The organism is Streptomyces sp. NBC_00400, from assembly GCF_036048035.1.
In the GTDB taxonomy this organism is placed as follows: Bacteria; Actinomycetota; Actinomycetes; order Streptomycetales; family Streptomycetaceae; genus Streptomyces.
In genome coordinates, this window is sequence record NZ_CP107940.1 from 639,576 (window position 1) to 658,777 (window position 19,202).

Below are 19,202 nucleotides of genomic sequence, written 5' to 3' on the forward strand. Positions count from 1 at the left end.
GTCCTGAGCCATCCCCATGACCAGCTGCCTGGGTACTGACTCACCATTGCGAGAAGCATCGGCCTCGGCCATGTTTTCGGCACGGCCGCATGTGCGCCGCAACCCCCTCGATCCCGCTGCCAGGACAGAGCGGACGGAGTTTCCGAGAACGTGATCACCCGGCCGCAAGCTTCATCGGTCCCTTCCATCCGCCCTGCTGAGGAGCCGTAATGCCCCAAGAGCACGCAGCACGAGATGTGCATGCCATAACAGAGTTTCTGCTCTCTCGCGTTGTTGAGCTGTTGGACTTGTCCAAGGGCGCGGTGGATCGCTGGGCACCGATGCATCAGTACGGCCTGGACTCGCTGAAGTTGACGGCTCTTGCCGCCTCGTTATCCGAATTCCTCGGCTGGAAAGTTCCGGTCACCTGGATGTGGCAGTACCCGACCCTCGACGAGCTGTCCCGTGCACTCGTCGAGGGTCCACGTGCCGCGGAGACCGCAGCCCCGGGCAACGACCGCCGTACGGCATCACATGAACCCATCGCGATCGTGGGCATCGGCTGCAGGTTCCCCGGCGGACCGGACCCGTCCGCGTTCTGGCAGCTGCTTGTCGAGGGCGGCGACGCCGTCGGCCCGGTGCCGCCCGCGCGACGCGACCTCCTCAACGACAAGGTGCGGTGGGGCGGGTTCATCGACGGCATCGACCGGTTCGATCCACTGTTCTTCGGCATCTCACCCCGCGAAGCCGTCCAGATGGACCCGCAACAGCGTCTGATTCTGGAGCTGGCCTGGGAGGCGCTGGAGGACGCGGGTGTCGCGCCCCACAGCCTCGTCGGCAGCGACACCGGCGTGTTCATGGCCTCCTGCTGGGGCGATTACGCCGCTCTGGCGCACTCTCGCGGTCCCGACAGCCAGATCACCCCGCACACCGCGACCGGCATGCACGACGGCATCATCGCCAACCGCGTCTCCTACCTCCTCGGCCTGCAGGGCCCGAGCATGGCCATCGACGCCGCCTGTGCCGGATCGCTGGTCTCGGTGCACGTGGGATGCCAGTCGATCTGGATGGGCGAGAGCGAGCTGGTGCTGGCCGGTGGCGTGAACCTGAGCTTCGTCTCCGACTACTACACCGCCATGGACGAGATGGGCGCGCTCGCTCCGGACGGCCGCTGCAAGTCGTTCGACGCCCGGGCCAACGGCTACGTCCGCGGTGAGGGCGCCGGCGTCGTCGTGCTCGCCCCGCTCAGTGTGGCGCTTGAGCGCGAACTGCCGGTGTACTGCGTGATCAAGGGCAGCTCGTCGAACAACGACGGTCTGAGCAACGGCATGACCGCGCCGAACCCCCAGGCGCAGGAGAAGATGCTCCGCACCGCGTACCGGCGGGCCGGCATCAAACCGTCCCTCGTGGACTACATCGAGTGCCACGGCTCCGCGACGCCCCTCGGCGACCCGATCGAGGCCAATGCCATCGGCGCGGTCCTGGGCGCTGACCGCGGGGAGCCCCTGCGGCTCGGTTCCGTCAAGTCCAACGTCGGGCATCTGGAGGCGGCGGCGGGCATCGTCGGCCTGGTCAAACTCGCGCTTTCGATGCGCAACGGCGTGCTGCCGCCGAGCCTGCACTACGCCTCTCCGAACCCGCAGATCATGTTCGACGAGTACCACCTCACCGTCCAGGACCGGCTGACGCCGTGGCCGCGACGGTCCGACGCGCGCCGAGGAGGCGTCAGCTCGTTCGGGTTCGGCGGCGCGATCTGTCATGTCGTCGTCGAGGAGCTGCCGCGTCCCGAGACCTCACTCCTCCTGCTGGCCGGGGACTCCCGGGAGGCGCTGGCCGAGCGGGCGCTGGCACTGCGCGAGGAGGACGACCTGCGGGCGCTGTGCAGCCGGACACCCGGCGAGGGCAGGTTCCGGCTCGCGGCCACCGCCCACGACATGACCGAACTCCGGGCGCAGCTCCATGCCTTCGGCACCGGCGCAACGGCCGCCGGGGTAAGTGCCGGTGAGATCACCGAACGCCGGCCGCGGGTGGCGTTCCTGTTGTCGGGCAACGGTTCGCAGTGGGTGGGCATGGGCAGGCAGCTGCTCGCCGGTATGCCCGTGTTCCGACGGTCCATGATGCGCTCCGACAAGCGGATGCGGGAGCTGCTGGGCTTCTCCCTCGTCGACCAGTTGCTGTCCCCCGATGGCCGCATCGACGACATGGACGTGTTCCAGCCGCTGTTGTTCTCCCTCCAGGTCGCTCTGGCCGATGCCTGGCGCTCGCTGGGGGTGGAGCCGGATGTCGTGGTGGGACAGAGCGTCGGAGAGTTCGCCGCCTCCTACATCGCCGGCGCACTCGACTTCGAGGACGCCTCCCGCCTGGCAGCCCACCACGGCCGGCTCCTCCAGCAGCTGGCCGTCGGACGCGGTGACGGCATCGTGGTCATGACCGGTGCGGACGACGTCAAGCAGTACCTGACCGGCCGGCTCACCGTTTCCGGCTACAACGGCCTGAACTCCACCCTGGTCACCGGCACACCGCAGGAGATCGACGAGCTGAGCCGGCGGCTCACCGACGACGGCGTCACGAACCACCGGGTACGGATGGGTCACGCACCGCACTCGCCGCTGGTCGACCACGTCCTCGCCCCGCTGAGGGCCGAGCTCGACGGCATCACGCCCCGGAGCACACGCATCCCGATGATCTCGACGGTCACCGGGAAGCGCGTCGACGGCGCGGAGCTCGGGCCGGACTACTGGGCGGACAACCTGCGCCAGGAGATCCGGGTGGTCGACGCCCTGACGAACCTGCGCGACCACGACATCGACGCGGTGATCGAACTCAGTCCGCATCCCCTGCTGCTCAAGTCGGTGTCGGAGATCCTGCCGGCGACCACCCTGCCCTCGCTCCGTCGTGGCGCCGACGAAGCCTCGACCCTGCTCGGCTCGCTCGGCGCGCTGTACACCGCCGGCCTCCCGGTCACCCCCGGCCCGTTCACCGCGGGCGACCGGAGACGGCACGTCACCCCGAGCCAGGGCGAGGTCGCGGCCGACGAGCAGGTGCATCTCCTGCCCGTCACGGCGCGTACGGCGGCCGCGCTCACCGACACCTGCCGTGAGCTGTCCAACCATGTCGAACGTGACACCGGCCTGCGGGTTTCCGACCTCGCCTACACGCTGGCGGCCAGGCGTACCCACCACAACCACCGGATTGCGCTGTTCGCCCGCAACCGTCAGGACGTCCTGGACGGACTCGCCCGGGTCGCCGCCGGTCAGCCGCACACCGACGTCGTCACGGGCACGGTCGCCGGCAACAGCGACCGGCGGGTGGCGCTGGTGTTCTCCGGCGGCGGAACCCAATGGGTCGGCATGGGCCGGGAGCTCATGAGCGCGCACGCCGGCTTCCGTACGTGGATGAACGCCTGCGACGCCGCCGTGCGCGCGGCCGGCGGCTGCTCGGTGCTCGACGAGCTCGCCGCCCCGGCCGACGGGTCCAGGTTCGAGGAAATGGACTTCCAGCAGCCTGTTCTGTTCGCCTTGCAGGTCTCGCTGGCGAAGGTCTGGCTCGCACTCGGCATCCAGCCGACCGCCGTCGTCGGGCACAGCCTGGGCGAGGTCGCAGCCGCCCATATCGCCGGCGCATTGTCGTTGGACGACGCCGCTCGCGTCGTGGTCGCCCGGTCGCACCTGCTCGAACAGGAGGCGGCCTCCGGCGCCATGATCTCGGTCGACCTGCCGGAGCAGGAGCTGCTGCCGAGGATCGCCCCGTACGCCGAGCACGTGGCCGTCGCCGTGGTGAACAGCCCCACCAGCGCGGCGGTGTCCGGCTCGCCCGACGCCATCGGCGCCCTGGAGGCCGACCTCCAGCGGGCCGGGATCCCGACCCGGAGGATTCGGGTCGAAAGGTCGGTGCACAGCCCCGGCATGGATCCGCTGATCCAGCCACTGCGCGAACGCCTCGACGGCATCACCCCACTGACGAACACCATCGCCTTCCGTTCCACGGCACTGGCCGGCACGGTGAACCCGGTCGCCGGCGTCGACTACTGGGTGCACAACCTGCGCAACCAGGTCCGGTTCGCCGAGACGATCGGTGCCCTGGTCGAGGACGGCGTCGGCACCTTCATCGAGATCGGCCCGCACGAGACGTTGCGCGGCGCGGTCGAGGAGATCGCGCTGAGCCGTGGTGCCCGGGTGCACGCGATCAACTCCCTGCGGCGCAACGAGAGTGACGTCCGCTGTCTGCTGGGGGCCGCCGCATCCTTGTATGTCAGGGGCCTCCCGCTGACCTTCGACTCGTTGTTCGCCGACGACGTCGAAGTCGTGGAAACCCCACTCGTACAGTGGCAGAAGGACCGGTACTGGCTGGACACCACACCTCACCCCCGCGTCGCGTCGGCACCGGTCGCCGCGACCGTGGCCGAGTCCGTGGTCACGACGGTGGCCGAGCCCGTCGTCGAGAGCGTGGAGAGCAGGCCGCTGGAGGAGGTCGTCCTCGGCGAGATCGCCGACGCGCTGGGTGTGCCGGCGAGCACGTTCGGCGAAGGCGCGAGCCTGCGCGACTTCGGTCTCGACTCGATGCTGGCGCTCCGCCTCGTCAACAGGCTGCAATCGCTGTTCGGGCAGCGAGTGTCGCCGGTGGTGTTCCTGGACGGCCGGACCATCTCCGAAGTCGTCGGCCACCTCATCGAGGCCATCGGCCGGCCGACGGCAACCGCGGCGGTCGAGCGGGCACCGGCCGCGGAGGTGCAGCCGGCACGGGCGCCGGAGCCGGAGCCGAAGGCGGCGGTCGTGCCGGCGCCGGAGCCGAAGGGTGCGCCGGCCATGACGTTCCTCGACGATCTTGCCGAGTTGGACGCCGAGGAGCTGGTGGAGGAACTGGCCGTGCGCGGGTTGCTGGACCCCACCGACGCACCGGCGTGTGAGCAGCTGCGCGCCGACGGTCTCGGCCTCGAACTGGCACCGGCCTCACACGGCCAGGCATCGCTGTGGTTCATGCAGATGGTCGCGCCGGACGCCGTGCCCTACAACTTCATGGTGGCCGCCCGGATCCGGACCGCGGTCGACGAGAAGGCGCTCGACCGCGCCGTGCGGGCCGTGATGGAGCGGCATCCCGCGCTGCGCACGCTCTTCGTCGAGGCGGGCGGCAGCCCGTACCAGGTCATCCTGGACGAACCGGTGTACGAGTTCGTCGTGGTGGACAGCACGGACCGGGACGACGAACAAGCCCGCGAGGAACTGGCCGAGTACGGGCACCTGCCGCTCGACATGGACAACGGGCCACTGGTGCGGGTGGTGCTGATGACGCGTGGTCCGGCGGACCACTACCTCCTGGTACTCGTCCACCACATCGCGTCGGACGCGGCGTCGGCCGACGTGATGATCCGCGAACTCCAGGAGTCCTACGAGGGCGTCGACCACGCCGCCGGTGAACCGGTCGCCCCCTACACGGAGTTCGTCGAGTGGGAGCGGCAGTGGCTGGCCGGTCCGGCGTCCGACGCGGCATTGAACTGGTGGACGGAGAAGCTGGCCGACCCACCCGCCCACCTCGACCTGTCCACCAGGAAGCGGCCTCCCGGCGTCACCTACGAAGGCCGCGACCTCACCTTCCGCTGGAGCGCCGAAGAGACCCGCCTGCTCAGGGAGTTCGCGGTACGCGAGGGCGTGTCGATCAGCACCGTCGTGCTGGCCGGTTTCTTCGCCACGCTCAACCGCGCGGCCGGAGTCGAGGACTCCGTACTGGCCACCGCCATCGCCCAACGCGGCGAACCCGGCTGGGAATCCGCCATCGGCTATTACCTCAACACGGTGCTGGTGCGTGCGAAACCCGCCGGTGACCGCAGCTTCCGCGACCTGCTGCGCGAGGTCCACGCCTTCTCGCTCGGCCTGCTGGAGCACATGAACTACCCCCTCGACCTGCTGGCGTCCCAGCTGAAGCCGCCGAGGGCCGAGGGCCGCTCCCCGTGGTTCGACGTGGTGGTGAACTGGCTTTCCTCGGACGCGTTTCCCCGGTCCGTCAAGCTCTTCCACGGCATCGGCGAGACCATCACGCCCGACGGCGCCCTGCCGCTCGAACCGCTTCAGGTACGCAGGCACCTCGCCAAATTCGACCTGGAGATCTCGATGGCCGATATCGATGGCGAGGTCGCCGGCCACATCCAGTACAAACCCAGCTACCTGGAAAGGCAGACCGTGACGGCACTGCTCGCGCTCTACCGCACCGTGCTCTTCGACTCGATCGCCCACCCCGGCCTGGCACTCCAGGACATCGCCCCGAGCGGCTGCCCCGAGGAGACGGACCGGTGACCGAAACCCTGCACTCCGAGTTCATCGAGCAAGCGGCCAAGAACCCCGACGCGCCCGCCGTCTACTCCGACGCCGGCGTCCTGACCTACGGCGAGCTGAACGAGCGGTCCCGCGTGCTGGCCGAACGGCTCGTCGCCGACGGCGCAGGACCGGGCGTCCCGGTCGGCATCTGCGTCGAGCGCACACCCGACCTGCTCGTCGGCATCCTGGCCACGCTGCGCGCCGGCTCCTGCTACGTGCCCCTGGACCCGAAGTATCCGGCCGAGCGGCTGGCCTTCATGGTCCGGGACAGCGGGACCCACCTGCTGCTGACCACGCCCGCGTCCCGGGCCGGCTGCCCGGCCGGCCCGACCGTGGTCGTGCTGGACGAGACCGTGACGACCGAGCCCGGCGAGAAGCCCGTGCCGGTCGTGCCCGGCGACACCGCGTACATCATCTACACGTCGGGATCCACCGGCCGGCCGAAGGGCGTGGCCGTCCACCACAGTGGCTGCGTTGCCATGCTGTCCGAAATGGACCGCATCCTCGAAGGCTGCGATCTGAGCGGCGTCTCAGCGGCGAGTTCGGTCTGCTTCGACATGTCCGTGATGGAGATCTTCGCCGCGTTGTGCCGTGGCGGCGCCGTCGTGCTCGTGGAAAGCGCCGTCCACCTGCCGGAGAGCCGGTATGCCGACAAGATCACCCACCTCAACGTCGTCCCGTCGGTGATGAACGGCCTGCTCGACGCCGGATATCTGCCACCGCACGTGCGCACCGTGGTGTTCGGCGGCGAGCCCCTGCGGCGCAAGCTGGTGGACCGGACGTACCGCGAGACCGGCGCCGACCGGGTCTTCAACGCCTACGGCCCCACCGAAGGAACCGTCTTCTGCTCGTTCGGGCCGGTACCGGAGGGCGGGACCGGTGAGCCCACGATCGGCACGCCGTCGGTCAGCGCCCGTGCGTACGTGCTCGACGAGAACCTGAAGCAGTTGCCGGCCGGCGTGCCCGGCGAGCTCTACATCGGTGGTGCCGGCCTGGCTCACGGCTACGTCAACCGGCCTCGCACCACGGCCGAACGGTTCGTGCCGGACCCGTTCCTGGACGGCGCACGCATGTACCGCACCGGTGACGTCGTCACGTTCACCGACGACGGTGAGCTCCGGTTCAAAGGCCGCACCGACCACCAGGTCAAGCTGCGCGGCTACCGCATCGAGCTGGAAGAGGTCGAGGCCCGGCTGACCGGCTGCCCCGAGGTCCGGGAAGCCGCCGCCGTCGTACGGGGCAACAGGCTCATCGGCTACGTCGTGCCCGAGGGCGAGACCCGGGACGGCGTCCGGCTGGACGCCGGACTGCAGACCGCCCTCACCGGCAAGCTCGCCACCCAGCTGCCCGACTACATGGTGCCGGGCACGATCGTTTTCCTGAGCGCACTGCCGTTGGCACCGGGCGGGAAACTCGACCGCACCGCGCTTCCCGAGCCGCCGGCCGCCGACACCGGCGGGCCCCTGACGGCCGCCGGCACGCCGACCGAGGTGGCACTGGCGGAGATCTGGGGCCAGCTGCTCGGCCTCGAACCGGCGAGCATCGATGTCCGGGCCGCCTTCTACGACCTCGGCGGCGACTCTCTGCTGCTCGTCCGGCTGGCCAGGCTGATGACCCGGCGGTTCGACCGCCGCGTGCGTGTGCCCGACCTCTTCAGCTTCCGTGACATCTCCTCCCTCGGCCGCTGGCTCGACGAGGAGAGCGGCACCACCCCCGAGCTGGTCCAGTCGGCTCGCCGCCGCGCCCACACCCGCCGCGCCGCCCTGCGCGGCCGCGGCGCCTCCACCGGCAGCTGAGCCACCCCCACTCGACTCGAAGCAGGAGCCTTTCCATGAGCGACAGCCCCGAGCAGGACTACGACCCCGGTGATGTGGCCGTCATCGGCATGTCCCTGCGGGCGCCCGGCGCCCGTACCAAGGAGCAGTTCTGGGACAACCTCGTCCACGGCAGGGAGTCCGTGTCGTTCCTCGCCAAGGACGACATCCACGTCGACGAGACCTTGATCCACAGCCCGTTCTACGTGCGGGCCTGCGGCATCCTCGACACCTACGACAAGTTCGACCCGTCGGTGTTCGGCATCAGCGACCGGATGGCGGCCGCGATGACCCCGGAGAACCGGCTGTTCCTGGAGAGCGCGTGGGAAACGCTCGAGGACGGCGGCTACGACCCGGACCGGGTCGAGGCCGAAATAGGCATGTACGGCGCCAACAACCCGCAGACCGCGGCGCTCTACAGTTCCCCGCCGGACCGGGTGTCGGTCGGCCCCGAGGCGATCGAGGCCAGCCTGGCGTGGTCGCCGGACACCATGACGTCCAACGCGCTGTACTACATGGGGCTCACCGGCGAGGCCGTCACCGTTGCCGCCGTCTGCGCCGGTTTCCACTACGCGGTGCACCTGGCCTGCCAGTCGCTGCTGCTCGGCCAGACCGACATGGCGGTCGCCGGTGGCGCGATGGTCCGTCTGCCCCACCCCCGTGGTCATTTGTGGGAAGAGAACCGCATCCTGTCCAAGGACGGCCACTGCCGCCCGTTCGACGCCAACGGCACCGGCACCGCGCTGTCCAGTGGTGTCGTCACCGTGCTGCTCAAGCCGCTGGCTCAGGCCGTCGCCGACCGTGACCACCTCTACGCCGTGGTCAAGGGTTCGGCCGTCAACAACAACGGCGTCAGCGCGATGGCCTACGGCCTGGCCCAGCCCGAGCGGCTGAGCGCGTGCATCGCCAACGCCATGGAGGTGGGCGGCGTCGCCCCGGACACCGTGTCCATGTACGAGGCCAACGGTCTCGGTATGCCGATGACCGACGAGCTCGAAGTGCACGCGGCGAGCATGGCGTTCGGCAAGCAGAGCGGCACCACCTCGATCGGCGGGGTCAAGGGCAACGTGGGCCACGGCGGTGTGGTGTCGGGTGGCTTCGGTGCGGTGAAGGCCGCGATGGCCCTGCACCACAAGAAGCTGCCGGCGACGATCAACCTGACCGAGGTCAACGAGGACCTCGACCTCCCCGGCACCCCGTTCGTGCCGCAGCTGGAGACGGCGGACTGGGCGTCGGAGTCCGGTATCCGCCGTGCGGGCATCACCTCGATCGGCGGCGGTGGCTACAACGCGCACCTGGTGCTGGAAGAGGCACCGGCGGTCGCCGAACGCGCCCCCGAGGCCGACGGCAGGCCGCGGCTGGCCACCCTGTCCGCCCTGGACGACGAAGCGCTGGCGCGTCAGCGCGCACGGTTGAAGGACTGGCTGGAGGCCCACCCCGACCTGCGCCTGGACGACATCTGCTTCAGCCTCAACCTGGGCCGCAAGGTGATGTCCCGTCGGTGGGCGGCCGTGGTCCGCAGCCGTGCGGAGCTGATCGCGGCGCTGTCCGGCGGCTCCCCCCGGGGCCTGGCGACCGAGACCGCTGCCGCGCCGCGGGTGGATGCCGATTCCTTCCGCTGCAACGACAACGGGATCGTGCAGTCCGGGACGGACGCACCGGCGCTGTCCGAGCTGGCCGCCGCCTGGGTGACCGGCCGGCAGGTGGACTTCGACTCCCTGCACCTGGGGGAGACCAGCCACCGCGTGCCGCTGCCCACCTACCCCTTCCAGCCGCGTCGGTTCTGGCGTACGGACTGGTGACCGTGAGCACACCGGCACCGGACACCGTGGACCTGGGTGACCCGAACACCTTCACGGACCACGACCTCGACGGTTTCTGGCGCACCCTGCGGGACACCGCCCCGGTGTACTGGAACCCTCCGGTCGACGGCCGCCGGGGGTTCTGGGTGATCTCCCGCTACGACGACATCATGGCCACCTACCGGGACAACGTGAACTTCACGTCCGAGCGCGGCAATGTGCTCGTCACGTTGCTGGGTGGCGGTGACGCCGGGGCCGGCCGGATGCTGGCCGTCACCGACGGGCACCGGCACCACGAGTTGCGCAAGATCCTGCAGCGGGTGCTCTCGCCGAGGGTGCTCAACGAGGTCGCGCAGACGGTGCGGGTCAACACCCGGCAGCTGATGCGCGAGGCGGTCGAGTCCGGCGGCTGCGACTTCGCCGAGCGGATCGCCGGCCGGATCCCGATGACCACGATCTCGAACCTGCTCGGCGTGCCCGAGCAGGACCGGGACTTCCTTCTCTCCCTGACCAAGACCGCGCTGTCGACCGACGACGAGGACGTCGACGAAGTCGACTCCGAGATGGCCCGCAACGAGATACTGATGTATTTCATGGACCTCGTCGAGGAGCGGCGCGAGTCACCGGGCGACGACGTGATCAGCATGCTGATCGGCAGCGCCATCGACGGTGTGCCCCTGTCCGACGAGGACGTCGTACTCAACTGCTACAGCCTGATCATCGGGGGCGACGAGACCAGCCGGCTCACGATGATCGACTGCGTCCACACGCTCGCGGACCGGCCCGAGCAGTGGCGGCGGCTCAAGCACGGTGAGGTCGCCGTGGAGACCGCCGTGGACGAGGTGCTGCGCTGGGCGTCCCCCACGATGCACTTCGGGCGCAGTGTCGTCCGCGAGAGCGAACTGCACGGCGTACGGCTGCGGCGGGGCGAGATCGTCACGCTCTGGCACGCCTCCGGCAACCGGGACGAACGGGTCTTCGAGCGGCCCGGGGAGTTCGACCTCGGCCGCACCCCCAACAAACACCTGGCCTTCGGCTACGGCCCGCACTTCTGCGTCGGCTCGTACCTGGCCAAGGTGGAGATCTCCGAACTGCTGCTCGCGCTGCGGGACTTCACCACCGGATTCGAGCAGACCGACGCATCGCTGCGCATCCGGTCCAACTTCCTGACCGGGTACTCCACCCTGCCGGTGCGGTTCCGGCCCGATCACTGTGGACTGAAGGAGGCCGGTTGATGAGCGGTACCCCCGTCGTCGGCGGCGAGGCCGACTGCCTGGTGGTGGCGAACGCCGGCAGGCGGTACGCCCTGCCGCTCGGCACCGGAACCGCTGTCAACCGGCTTTGTGCCGTGGTGGAGCGTTCCTACCCCTACTGAACAGACACCCGACCAGCGACCGCACGGAGCGCGCGTGATGAACATCTACATCTCAGGGCAAGGGGCATTCGCGGTGCAGGTCGCGGATGCCCTGCTGGAGGAAGGGCACAAGATCGTCGGCGCAGCCGCCCCCCGGCTGCGCAAGGGGCAGTCCGACGAGAGCAACGCGATGTCCTGGGACCGTCTGCGCTCCTGGGCGTACCCCAGGGACATACCGTGGACGGATTCGGCCGAACTGCGCGCGATGCAGGTCCCGGACGGGGTGGACGTGATCGTCGCCGCGCATTCACACGCCTTCCTCGGCCGCCACACGCGCGCCAGGGCCGCCGTCGCCACCATCGGCTATCACCCCAGCCTGCTTCCGCTGCACCGCGGTCGGGACGCCATCCGGTGGACGATCCGCGACGGCGACAAGGTGACGGGCGGAAGCGTCTACCACCTCACCGAGCGCACCGACGCCGGCCCGCTCGCCGCCCAGGAGCACCTGTTCGTGCCTCCGGGCTCGACCGCGCAGAGCCTGTGGCGCGAGCACCTGGCCCCGCTCGGTGTGCGGTTGCTGTTGAAGGTGGTCGCCGACCTGGCCCAGGACAGGCGGATCGAGGTCCCGCAGGACGAGAAGGTGGCGACCTGGGAGCCTGCAATGGACTCGCCACCGCTGTTCAAGCCCGAACTGATCGCGCTGCCCGGAACGTCGTCCGTCGATGGCAGCAGATGGGCACTGCACGCGCAGTGAAGGGGTGCACCACGTGGAAGGGTGACGTGCTGGAAAGTCGGCCCGCGGTGAGCAGCAGCCAGGAAGGGAACGGCCACACTCGGCATCCAAAGCCCTACCTCTCGTTCCGACGACGGAGCCAAGATCCGGTCCTACACGGATTAACGCTCCGCCGATGGCAGTCGCAGTCGATATGTCAGCAGGCCAGCAGGCCAGCAGGCCAGCGCCATCAAACGCCACGGCCTGCCCTCCCTGACCGCACTGGACCGCGCCATCAGCGAGCCCGTGCACCGCTACGAGCATGAGCACCCTCGCGAACCGGTCCACCGCCGGCCGCATACTGCTCGACGCCGATCCGGCTGAGCGGTGCCGGTTGTCAGCCCCCAATGAAGGCAATGCGTCAGCGAGCGTTGCGCGTCAGAGGGTACGCAGCTCCCTCGTCGAGGGTGCGGGCGACGGAACGCAGTGGGCCTCCTTCCGGGAAACTACGCCAGGGGCACGGACCGGATCGCGGAGATATCGAACTGCAGCCGGACCCTCTCGCTCACCATGGCCCCGCCCGCTTCCAGGCGTTGGTTGTAGACCAAGCCCCAATCGGTGCGGTCGATGGTGGTGGTGGCGTCGAAACCGGCCCGCTCATAGCCGAACGGGTCCAAGACCGAGCCGAGGTAGGCGAGTTGCAGCTCGACCGGCCGAGTGATGTCACGGATCGTCAGATCCCCGGTCATCCGGAAGTTCTCTGCGCCCTCGTGGATCGTGGAGGTGCTGCGGAACATCATCTCCGGATAGCGGTGCGCGTCGAAGAAGTCGGTGCCGATGAGGTGCGCGTCCCGCTGTTCTACGCCCGTGTCAACGCTGGCGATCCGAATGACGAGTTCAGCCCGGGACCGGGAAGGCTGAGCTCCGTCGAAATACAACGCGCTGTCGTAATCGGTGAAAGCCCCCCGCACCGTCGTGACCATCGCATGCCGCACGGAGAATCCGATGCGGCTGTGCGGGCGGTCGATGGTCCATTCTCCCGTCAGCGCACGAAGTGCGGGGTCGAGCTCGACCCCGGCGCTCTCGGCCGCCGGGAAAGGCGTACGGGGGCCAACAGCCTGCGTCGGCTCGGTAGTCGCGCCCTGGCGACGGCTGAAGATGCCCATGCGGACGTAGCCTCCCTTGAATCGGATCACTCCGTGCTATCACGGCGCAGACAGGCGCTACACGGCGAGATGGGCGGCCGCGTCCGGATTCCATGCTCCCGACTGCAAAGCTGCACAGGATCGACACGAAGAGGGAATGCGCTGACGGAGCGCCACGATCTGCAGGGTGACCTCCCCACCCCACTCCGTCCTCGCGCGGTCGCTCCGGCCGCGGGCCGCACCTACTGCGCCTGACCCTCGAGCCGCCACCGTGCGCCGGGCCCCCTCATGCCGTTTCCCTGGTTGGTGGACTTGACTGCCCCTGGGATCACACGATCGCCAAGTTTCGCAAGCACTTTGCCGATTATGGCTCAATCCATTTGATCGTGACCTTTCACACGTTTCCGGCAGTTGGCGACAACAAGTAGTACGAATGGAAGGGCAAGTCCCCTAGTTGAGGAGTCACCGATGGCCAAGGTTCCCGCAGCTGCCAAGACCGAGTCCCACACGGCACCCCGCCCGAAGAGGATCGGGTTCTCCGTGGAGACGGTGAAGACAGCCCAGGTCAAGAACGTGCCGAACCTCGAAGTCGACCAGAAGGACGTGTAAGGGCAGGAGTCAAGCCACTGTCCTGACCCGCCCGGTGGCTCCTGGAGCCACCGGGCACCCGTTTAAACCGTGAGGAATGGCGTGTTCGATCTCGAATCTCTGCTTGGCCCGATGCCTCTCGATCAATTTCTTCGCGAGAACTGGACAACCCGGGGCGTCGTCTTACGCGGGCAGAATCGGGACCGCTTCCGTCCGCTCTTCTCATGGGACCAGCTCAACCACCTGCTCAATTTCCATCGCCTCCGTTTCGGCGAGGAAATCCGCCTGGCGGCAAAGGGCAGGAAGATCTCCGGCAAGCCTGAGACGCCTGAGGAGTGGATCAGGCACTGCCAGGACGGCTACACCCTCATCATCAACCAGTTGCAGGCGCGGCTTCCCGCGATCGCCGAACTGGCATCGTCGATCGAGCGTGCGATCGGCCACCGGAGCCAGGTCAACATGTACTGCTCCTGGCCAGAGCAGCAGGGGTTTGACCAGCACCACGACGACCATGAAGTCTTCATCCTGCAGATCGAGGGGACGAAGCGATGGGTCGTCTCCGAGGAGACGTACAAATACCCGCTCGACAAATACACCAACGCCTCCGACGACACCGGCGAGCCCAAGGGTCCCCCCTACATCGAGACCGAACTCCATCCGGGGGACGTGCTCTACATTCCACGGGGCCACTGGCACTACGCGGTGGCCGGCGACGAACCCTCTTTGCACCTGACGCTGGGGGTGACGTGCCGCACCGGCGTCTACTGGTTGAAGTGGCTGGCGGACGAGCTGATGGACGAGGAGGAGTGGCGGCGCAATCTCCCGCCCGTGGTCGGAGGCGACACAGCCCAACTCGCCGATCACGTGCGCGGACTGATGGGCAGACTTGCTGCGCTGGCCGGCGACGAACAGTTCGTGAAGGCGTACCTCGCCCATCATCTGACCACCCAGGACAGTCGTCACCGGGAGGTAAGCCTCCCGAGCCAGTCCGGGTTCCACCCGCTCTCCACGGACAGCAACACGCGTTTGCGGCAAGCGCATTTCAACCCCGTCAAGGTTGATTATGATGCCGAGTCCGAACAGCACCGCATTCTGTTCGGCACGAGGAAGATCACGCTCGACGGGGCTCCTGCAGATTTCATCGAAAATATCTTCCGCCACGAGTCGTTCACCGTTGGGGAAGCCATCGGTTGGGCCCCGGAGTTCGACCCGGCCGAAGACATCGCCCCATTGCTGCGGCTCTTGGTCGAGGAAGGAATCCTGCTCGAAGAACACCCCCCGTCGGAGTGAGCACCGCCAGGCATCCCGGCCCGGCCAACCCGGCCGGCCCAGTCAGCCCGACCGGCCCGCCGGCGGCATGACGGGCAAGCGGTCCATGCCCCCGGGCCCATGCCACGGGGCCGGTTCCTCTTCCAGGTTCTGGCCCCGCGGGGCGCTCACCACCGACGGAGTCAACTCGATGAAGATCGGCCTGATCGAGCTCAGCGCACACAGTGAGGTCCTTGAAAGCCTCATACGGCAGTCCCTTGACGTCGGGGCAAGGCCGACCGTCTACACGAACCCGTTCTGTGCCAGATACCCGGAGTCCGCCGAGTCGTCGGCGGTCGAATGGCAAGTGTGTCCCCCGGGTCTGTCGTACGCCGAATTCGTGGAGAAATGCAAGCCCTCGATCTCCTCCCAGGACCACCTGTTCATCATCACCCCGGTCGATTCCCTATGCCATCTGCTCTCCGACGCGAGCGCGAGGTCAGCCACCTGGCACTGCCTGGTACACAACCTCAACACCTTCACCTCATCGGACAGCAACCGGCCGAGCGCTGCCATCGCGGAGCTCGTTCTCGAAGGCGCGGCAGACGTGCTTCTTCCGGATCTCCGGCTCATGAAATCCGGCGCCCCTCTGCGGGGCCGCGCCATCAACATCGCCTATCCGCAGCGTCCGCCCACGGAGTACCTGAGGGACGAGGTGCGGTGCTGTATCCCGGGGAGAATATATTCCGGCAGGGACCACGCCGAGGTTCTGTCCGCGCTGGAAGTCGCCGCCCCACGACTGACGAGGCGACTACGCGTCGATTTTCTGGGCGAGCACGCCACCGAGGAGACCAAGTCCGCCGTCGAAGCAGCGAGGAAGGCGGTCGCCCCCTCGGTCGAACTACGGGATCACCCCGGTTACGTCGCCCAGGAGGAGTTCGACCGGACGCTCGCGGAGGCTGACTTCCTCATTCTGCCGGTGGCCGAACGCCTCACGCGTAACGGCATCGTCGAGACCCGCGGCCAGACCTGTGTCACGGGCAACATCCATGACATGGTCCGGTTCGGTCTCCCCGCGCTCATGCCGGCTTTCTATCCGTTGAGTGACCATATCGACGGGATGACCGCACGGTACGACAGCATTCCGTCCCTGGCGGACCTGATCGTCACCTGGGTGAACACCGGCGAGTTCAACCGCAGGAAACGGGCGGCGGCACCGGGACTGGAGGCCTACCGGGCCGAGTGTCTGTCGGCCATGCGCGAGCAACTGGCCCGCCCTTAGCGGCTCGCGTGGGAAGACAACCACTCTGCCGAGTACCGCGCGAGGGGCGCACCAGCGGTGGCACCGAACTCTATTCGAAGGAAAGCGCAGGACAGCGACGTGTGCAAGCAGGAGACCAACGGCGCCCCGCAGAGGCATATATGACGACCGAGGCAATCCGGGGCCCGGTACGTTTCCTGGCGACCGCCAGTTTCGTCACCACCGTCGGCAGCGGGCTCTATCTGGCCGGCAGCATGCTGTTCTTCACCCGCGTCGTCGGACTGAGTGTGCCGGGCGTGAGCACCGGCCTTGCCGTCGCAACGCTCGCCGGCATCCTGTCAGGACTCCCCCTCGGCGCGGTGGCCGATCACGTCGGGCCCCGAGGACTGTACGTCGCCACCCAAGCTGTCCAGGCGACGGCAATGTTCCTGTTCCCGATGGCACACTCCTTCGCCGTCTTCCTCACGCTGGTCACTGTCGCCGCCATCGGCCAACGCGGCGCGCAGGCCGTCGGCGGCGCTCTCGTCGCGCGGATCAGCGAGCCCGGAGAACGTACCCGTATCCGAGGCCATCTCCGCGCAGTCACCAACCTCGGGATGGGCATCGGCGCCGCCGCAGCAGGCGTCGCACTCCAACTCGACTCGGCGGCGGGCTACACCCTTCTGATCCTGGCGAACGGACTGAGCTTCCTCGCAGCGGCCGGACTGCTGCTCAAAATCCCCTCCGTGGAGCCGGTGCCACGTCCGCCGGGTGCGCGACGCTGGGAGGCGATGCGGGACCGACCGTACCTCGCCCTGTCGCTGCTGTGCGGGGTCATCGGGTTCCAGTACGACGTGGTGTCCCTGGTCCTGCCGCTCTGGCTGGTGTCGCACACCGCGGCGCCCCGGTGGTGGCTTTCCGCACTGCTGGTGGTGAACACGGCAGTGGTCGTCCTGTTCCAGGTCAGGGCAACCCGCTGGGTGAGAGGCCCGCTGGCCGCTTCCACCGCGCTCCGCGGAGCGGGGTTCCTGTCCCTCGCCGGCTGTACCGCCCTGGCGTTCGCCGCAGGGGTTTCCGCCCCCGTCGCCGCGGGCCTCCTGCTCGTCGGCGTGCTCCTTCTGTCATCCGGAGAACTCGGCCTGGCCGCAGGGGCCTTCGAAATCAGCTACGAGCTGGCCCCGGAACACTCCCAAGGGCAGTACCAGGGAGCCTTCAACCTGGCCGACGGCGTGGTACGTGCCGCGTCACCGGTCGTGCTCACCACTCTGTGCCTGCAAGGGGGCAAACCCGGCTGGGTGGTACTCGGCGTCCTCCTCGCCCTCTGCGGCCTCGCCACCCGGCCGCTCACCCACTGGGCCTTGCGCACCCGGACGCTTCCCGCGCCGGAAACGGCTGTCCCCGTCGGCTGAGTAACCCTCGGGGTGCCCGGCACATTCGTGCGCGAATACACCGTGACCAGCAGTGTCCTGCCTGTGGGCGGCAGGACACTGCTGGTCACAGGCAGGACACTGCCTGTGGGCGGCAGGCTCGGGACCGGCAAGCCCGTCCGGAACGCGGGCAGCCGACCTGCGAACCCAATTTCGTGACGGCCAAGCGCACCAAGTCGGCCCGGTGTGACACCTGTTGGCGAGCCGGTCGCCTCGCCCACTGGATTGCCGGGCATCCGATGGCCACACGACTCCGCGCTGCCCGGAATACCGCGTCTCAGCGGCGGAGAAGGAAACGGGAAACAGCACCATTCGCCTTGTCCGTCCGGCCGGGGTTGCCGCACTCTTTCGTGCAGCAACCCCGCTCACCTGGATGGATGGTTATGGAGGTTCCCGTGCCGCAGCCGTCCACCGAGTTCGGCGAGGAACTGAGGAGACGGCGTCTGGACGCCGGACTCAGTCTCACCGGACTGTCTGCCGCCGTGCACTACAGCAAGGCGCAGCTGAGCAAGGTCGAACGAGGCATCAAGGCGCCCAGCCGCGATCTCGCCCGACTGTGCGACGCCGCCCTCCGGGCCGACGGCGCACTGATCGCCCTGGTCGCCCCATCCGCTTCCGGTGAGCCCGATGAGCCGGCACCGGGTGGAATCGATGAGGAGGAGTGGACGATGCAGCTGTCACCGGACGGCTCAGGCCGGTTCCAGCCCCTGGGCCGACGCCAGGTCGTGAGCGCCGGTGCCGCTTCGTTGATGAGTTGGCGTAGCGGCGGTCAGGGGCCGGTCTCGACGGCCACGGGTGCCGGGATGCTGGAGGCGTCCCGCTCCCTGTTCACGCACTATCGGCGGCTCGGCCAGACCGTCGAGCCCGGCTTCCTCCTGCCCGGTCTGATCGCGCAGACCCACACGCTGCGGGAACTGTCCGCGCACGCCGACTCCCGCACCCGCCCAAAACTGCTCGCGCTCGGCTCCAGGTACGCCGAATACATCGGCTGGCTGGTGCAGGAGACCGGAGACGAGCAGGCAGCACTGTGGTGGACACAGCGTGCGGTGGATCTTGCGGCTGCCGGGGGTGACCAGGCACTGGCCGGATATGCGCTGGTCCGCCGGGCATTGGTCACGCTGTATCAGGACGACGCCGAACAGACGGTCGCCCTCGCCCGGCGGGCGCAGACGGGCACACTCCCGTCCCGGACCCGCGGACTCGCCGCGCAGCGCGAGGCGCAGGGGCACGCGCTCGCGGGCGACCGCGACGCCTGTCAGCGCGGACGTTGCCACGGTAGCCACCCTGGACTCCGCCCGGGCCCGGCTGCTCGACGCCCGGGCTGCAGACGGTACGCACACCGCCGATGACCTCACCGCCCAGTGGCACGCCTACCTGCAACACGTTCTACAGGCCGGGTCCGCCACGGGCGACGACCTGCGCGACCTGCTCGCATCCTTGCAGCGGCTCGCTAACACCGCGCCGGGCACCCCACGGGTCACCGTGCACAACGACATCAGGGGCGGTACCCAACACGGCCCCGTCATACAGTCCGGCCGGATCACGGGCCTCACCTTGCACGTCCACCATCCCGCCGGCTTCTCGC

The 19,202-nt window shown here is 68.6% G+C and carries 12 protein-coding genes; 11 read left to right on the forward strand and 1 reads right to left on the reverse strand.

The annotated features are described in order from the left end of the window. The first annotated feature begins 209 nt into the window (after window positions 1–209). The 6 genes from OHS81_RS02890 to OHS81_RS02915 are packed head-to-tail and all read left to right on the forward strand — an operon-like array spanning window position 210 to window position 12,011. A complete protein-coding gene (locus tag OHS81_RS02890; protein WP_328382119.1) occupies window positions 210–6,266 on the forward strand; it encodes a polyketide synthase in 6,057 nt (2,018 codons plus the stop codon). Further along, window positions 6,263–8,083, forward strand: coding sequence for a non-ribosomal peptide synthetase (locus OHS81_RS02895; protein ID WP_328382121.1), 1,821 nt, complete (start codon window positions 6,263–6,265; stop codon window positions 8,081–8,083). Before OHS81_RS02890 ends, OHS81_RS02895 begins: the two co-directional genes overlap by 4 nt. A 35-nt stretch (window positions 8,084–8,118) precedes the next feature. Beyond that, entirely contained in the window at window positions 8,119–9,903 is a 1,785-nt protein-coding gene (locus OHS81_RS02900; protein WP_328382123.1) for a type I polyketide synthase, read from the forward strand. After that, window positions 9,900–11,138, forward strand: coding sequence for a cytochrome P450 (locus OHS81_RS02905; RefSeq protein ID WP_328382126.1), 1,239 nt, complete (start codon window positions 9,900–9,902; stop codon window positions 11,136–11,138). The genes OHS81_RS02900 and OHS81_RS02905 overlap by 4 nt, the downstream gene beginning before the upstream one ends. Further along, the gene (locus tag OHS81_RS02910; protein WP_328382128.1) at window positions 11,138–11,278 is read left to right on the forward strand and encodes a hypothetical protein; all 141 of its coding nucleotides are present in this window, start codon (window positions 11,138–11,140) and stop codon (window positions 11,276–11,278) included. Before OHS81_RS02905 ends, OHS81_RS02910 begins: the two co-directional genes overlap by 1 nt. 37 nt (window positions 11,279–11,315) lie before the next feature. Further along, a complete protein-coding gene (locus tag OHS81_RS02915) occupies window positions 11,316–12,011 on the forward strand; it encodes a formyltransferase family protein (protein ID WP_328382130.1) in 696 nt (231 codons plus the stop codon). Between the two features lie 464 nt (window positions 12,012–12,475). On the opposite strand, the gene OHS81_RS02920 is transcribed toward OHS81_RS02915, so the two are convergent. After that, window positions 12,476–13,135: a YceI family protein gene (locus OHS81_RS02920; protein WP_328382132.1), complete on the reverse strand. Its 660-nt coding sequence runs from the start codon at window positions 13,133–13,135 to the stop codon at window positions 12,476–12,478. 447 nt (window positions 13,136–13,582) lie between these two features. Here OHS81_RS02920 and OHS81_RS02925 point away from each other — a divergent pair, with 447 nt between their 5' ends. From OHS81_RS02925 to OHS81_RS02945, 5 genes are all read left to right on the forward strand, one after another. After that, window positions 13,583–13,723, forward strand: coding sequence for a hypothetical protein (locus OHS81_RS02925; RefSeq protein WP_177164756.1), 141 nt, complete (start codon window positions 13,583–13,585; stop codon window positions 13,721–13,723). Between the two features lie 81 nt (window positions 13,724–13,804). Further along, complete coding sequence (locus tag OHS81_RS02930) at window positions 13,805–14,992, forward strand: cupin domain-containing protein (RefSeq protein ID WP_328382136.1); 1,188 nt, start codon at window positions 13,805–13,807, stop codon at window positions 14,990–14,992. A gap of 169 nt (window positions 14,993–15,161) precedes the next feature. Then, window positions 15,162–16,232, forward strand: a complete 1,071-nt coding sequence (locus tag OHS81_RS02935; RefSeq protein ID WP_328382138.1) for a hypothetical protein — start codon at window positions 15,162–15,164, stop codon at window positions 16,230–16,232. Between the two features lie 140 nt (window positions 16,233–16,372). Beyond that, a complete protein-coding gene (locus OHS81_RS02940) occupies window positions 16,373–17,599 on the forward strand; it encodes an MFS transporter (RefSeq protein ID WP_328382140.1) in 1,227 nt (408 codons plus the stop codon). A 413-nt stretch (window positions 17,600–18,012) separates the two neighbouring features. Further along, window positions 18,013–18,966: a helix-turn-helix domain-containing protein gene (locus OHS81_RS02945; RefSeq protein WP_328382142.1), complete on the forward strand. Its 954-nt coding sequence runs from the start codon at window positions 18,013–18,015 to the stop codon at window positions 18,964–18,966. Window positions 18,967–19,202: the final 236 nt, after the last annotated feature.